Origin of the sequence: Mycobacterium sp. (genome assembly GCF_039583805.1) — a bacterium.
Classification (GTDB): Bacteria; Actinomycetota; Actinomycetes; order Mycobacteriales; family Mycobacteriaceae; genus Mycobacterium.
This window is the reverse complement of sequence record NZ_JAVKSH010000181.1, coordinates 1-3,611: the sequence shown is the minus strand read 5'-3', so window position 1 is coordinate 3,611 and position 3,611 is coordinate 1. Positions and strand designations below refer to the sequence as shown.

Genomic DNA, 3,611 nt, shown 5'->3' with positions numbered 1-3,611 from the left:
CACAGGATCGGCCCGCCGTTGGCCGGGTCGTAGACGTGGGCGCCCAGGTGCCGGTCGGCCGCCAACCCGAACAACGCGGCGGTCAGCAGCGGGAACACCATCAACACCAGGATCGACGTCACCAGGATGCCCCAGGTGAAGATCGGCATCCGGAACATCGTCATCCCGGGCGCGCGCATGCAGACCACCGTGGTGATCATGTTGACCGCCCCCAGGATGGTGCCCAACCCGGCGACGATCAGTCCCACGATCCACAGGTCGCCGCCGGCTCCGGGGGAGTGGATCGCGCTGGACAGCGGCGTGTAGGCCGTCCAGCCGAAATCTGCCGCACCGCCGGGGGTGATGAATCCGGCGGAGGCGATCAGTGCCCCGAACAGGAACAGCCAGTAGGAGAGGGCGTTCAGCCGTGGGAACGCGACGTCGGGGGCACCGATCTGCAGCGGCAGCACCAGGTTGGCGAACCCGAACACGATCGGGGTGGCATACAGCAGCAGCATGATCGTGCCGTGCATGGTGAACAGCTGGTTGTACTGCTCGTTGGACAGGAACTGCAGCCCTGGTGCGGCCAGTTCGGTGCGCATCAGCAGCGCCAGCAGGCCGCCGATGAAGAAGAAGACGAAGCAGGTGACGACGTACATGATGCCGATCAGCTTGTGATCGGTCGTGGTCACCAACCGGTAGACGAGGTTTCCCTTAGGGCCGGTCCGGGCCGGGAACGGGCGATCGGCCTCGAGTTCTGCTAAGGGGGGCGCTTCGGTGGTCAACAGCTCCTCCAAACATCGGGCAGGGCGTCTCGGGATTACCCCGAATCTTAGCCCGTCCGGGCGGCAGATGCGGAAGGGGTCCTACAAACTGTCGTATTACGTTTACGTGCTTGTACACCTGCGGGCCGACCTCGGCGGGGTGTTAGCGTCGAGCTTGTGCTGTTGGGCGGTCCGGGTCGCACGATAGCCGCAGCTGCACTGGCGGTCTGGGTCGCCGGTTGCACGTCCGGCGGGGCCCCGCCCCCGGCGCGTTCGGTGATCACCAGCACCACCCAGATCGCCGGGGCGGGGGTGCTGGGCAATCAGCGCCGCCCCGACGAGTCGTGCGCGTCGCAGCCGGCCCAGCCGGACGCCGGGCCGCCGATGCGCACCGTGCACAACGCCGCGGGCGTCAGTCCCGAGGTGACCCAGGTGCACGCCGACCCGCAGCGCATCGTCGTGCTCTCCGGCGACCAGCTCGACGCGCTGTGCGCACTCGGACTGCAGACCCGCATCGTCGCCGCCGCCCTGCCCGACGGCTCGTCGAGCCAGCCGTCCTACCTGGGCTCGGTCGTGCACGGGCTACCGGGTGTGGGCACCCGCAGCGCACCGAACCTGGCCGGCATCGCGGCCGCCGATCCCGACCTGATCCTCGGCTCGCAAGGGTTGACACCGCAGATGTATCCCGCGCTGGCCGCGATCGCGCCGACTGTGTTCACCGCGCCGCCCGGGGCGGACTGGCAGGACAACCTGCGCGGCGTGGGCGCCGCCACCGGGCGCAGGGCCGCCGCCGACGCGCTGCTCGACGACTTCACCGCGCAGGCCCGCGAGACCGGCGCCACGCACGACGCCGCCCACTACCAGGTGTCGATCGTGCAGCTCACCGAAAACACCATGCGGGTCTACGGCGCGGTGAACTTCCCCGCCAGCGTGGTGGCCCTGGTCGGGGTCGAACGGCCGGGTTCGCAGCGTTTCACCGACAAGCCCTACGTCGAGGTCGGCACCACCGACGCCGACCTGGCGGGTCACCCGGATTTCTCGGCCGCCGACGCCGACGTCGTGTACGTGTCGTTCGCGTCGCCGGCGGCCAGGGATCGCGCCCCGACGGTGTTCGACAGCGATCCGTGGCGCCGGCTCTCAGCCAACCGCGACAACCGGGTTTTCGTTGTCAACAACGAGATTTGGCAGACCGGCGACAACATCGTCGCGGCCCGCGGCATCGTCGACGACCTGCGCTGGGTCAACGCCCCGATCAACTGATCGCCCTGGTCGCCCGCCGGTGTGCGGCGGGCACCCTGCTCGCGCCGCCAAACTTACTTCGCTAGGCTATGTAAGTAGACTATGTAAGAAGACTGTCGAGACCGAAGAGGGTTACCCATGAACACTGTTTCCGCGTACGCTGCCACCTCGGCGACCGAGCCGCTGACCAAGACCACCATCACCCGCCGCGACCCCGGCCCGCACGACGTGGCCATCGATATCAAGTTCGCCGGCATCTGCCACTCCGACATCCACACCGTCAAAGCCGAATGGGGCCGGCCGAACTACCCCGTGGTGCCCGGCCACGAGATCGCCGGCGTGGTGAGCGCGGTGGGCGCCGAGGTGACCACCTTCACGGTGGGCGACCGGGTCGGGGTGGGCTGTTTCGTGGACTCCTGCGGCGAGTGCCCCAGCTGCCTGGCCGGGCTGCAGCAGTACTGCACGGGCAGCGGCATGATCGCCACCTACAACGGCGTCGGCCGCGACGGCCAGCCGACCTACGGCGGCTACAGCGGCGCGATCGTCGTCGACGAGAACTACGTGCTGCGCATCCCCGACTCGCTGCCGCTGGACGCCGCGGCGCCCCTGCTGTGCGCGGGCATCACGCTGTACTCGCCGCTGCGGCACTGGAACGCCGGGCCCGGCACACGGGTCGCGGTGATCGGGCTGGGCGGCCTGGGCCACATGGGCGTCAAGCTGGGCGCGGCGTTGGGCGCCGACGTGACGGTGCTGTCGCAGTCGCTGAAGAAGATGGAAGACGGCCTGCGGCTGGGCGCCAGCCACTACTACGCAACCAGCGAGCGCGCCACCTTCAAGAAGCTGCGCAACAGCTTCGACCTGATCGTGAACACCGTGTCGGCCAACCTTGACCTCGGCCAGTACCTCAAGCTGCTCGACGTCGACGGCACGCTGGTCGAACTCGGCATCCCCGAGCACCCGATGGAAGTGCCGGCGTTCGCGCTGGCCCTGATGCGGCGCAGCCTGACCGGCTCGAACATCGGCGGCATCCCGGAAACCCAGGAGATGCTGGACTTCTGCGCCGAGCACGGCGTGACACCCGAAATCGAGGTCATCGAACCCGACTACGTCAACGAGGCCTACCAACGGGTGCTGGCCAGCGACGTGCGCTACCGGTTCGTCATCGACACGGCGACGCTCTAACCTGCAGCGTCGACACCCGCCAACGGCCACCCGGCGGCGGCCAGCGTGCCCGCTACCCGTTGGATGTTTTCCGGCCCGGCGTCGTACTGGGTCATGTCGGAGATGAACTCGGCGATCTCGTCGCGGTCAATCTGGCCGTCTGCCAACGCTTTTGACTCGGCCGCAGTGATGTTGCGCACCACGTCGGCGACCTGCTCCTCGGTCAGCGGCGTGCTGCGCAGCAGCGCCAGCAACGGCACCCGGTCCGGTCCGGGCACGCCGTCGGGGTAGCCGGCCCGCAGCCAGCGCAGCACCGATTCCAGAAACGACGTCGTGGCCACGCGATCTAGTGTCGTACCGGCGGGTCAGCTGCGCCACGGCTACACGGGACAGGACTTCGACAGTTCACAGGCCGTTCACCGGACGTGCCGCCGGCGGCGTCAGAAGTCCCAGTCCTCGTCTTCGGTG

4 protein-coding genes are annotated in these 3,611 nt (G+C 68.5%); 2 read left to right on the top strand and 2 right to left on the bottom strand.

From position 1 onward, the window contains the following. Positions 1-764, bottom strand: a 764-nt coding sequence (locus tag ABDW21_RS16650) for a cbb3-type cytochrome c oxidase subunit I (protein ID WP_343710766.1), incomplete at its 3' end; no start/stop codon positions are given. 198 nt (positions 765-962) lie between these two features. Between ABDW21_RS16650 and ABDW21_RS16645 the strand changes: the two genes are divergently transcribed. Both ABDW21_RS16645 and ABDW21_RS16640 read left to right on the top strand, forming a co-directional pair. After that, on the top strand, positions 963-2,003 hold the full coding sequence (locus ABDW21_RS16645; protein WP_343598927.1) for an iron-siderophore ABC transporter substrate-binding protein: 1,041 nt from the start codon (positions 963-965) through the stop codon (positions 2,001-2,003). A gap of 117 nt (positions 2,004-2,120) precedes the next feature. Further along, positions 2,121-3,164 carry an NAD(P)-dependent alcohol dehydrogenase gene (locus tag ABDW21_RS16640; protein WP_343598879.1) on the top strand — a complete coding sequence of 348 codons (1,044 nt, stop codon included), beginning with the start codon at positions 2,121-2,123 and terminating at the stop codon, positions 3,162-3,164. Here the strand turns inward: ABDW21_RS16640 and ABDW21_RS16635 are convergent. Continuing rightward, positions 3,161-3,484, bottom strand: coding sequence for a DUF3349 domain-containing protein (locus ABDW21_RS16635; protein ID WP_343598880.1), 324 nt, complete (start codon positions 3,482-3,484; stop codon positions 3,161-3,163). The genes ABDW21_RS16640 and ABDW21_RS16635 overlap by 4 nt on opposite strands. Positions 3,485-3,611: the final 127 nt, after the last annotated feature.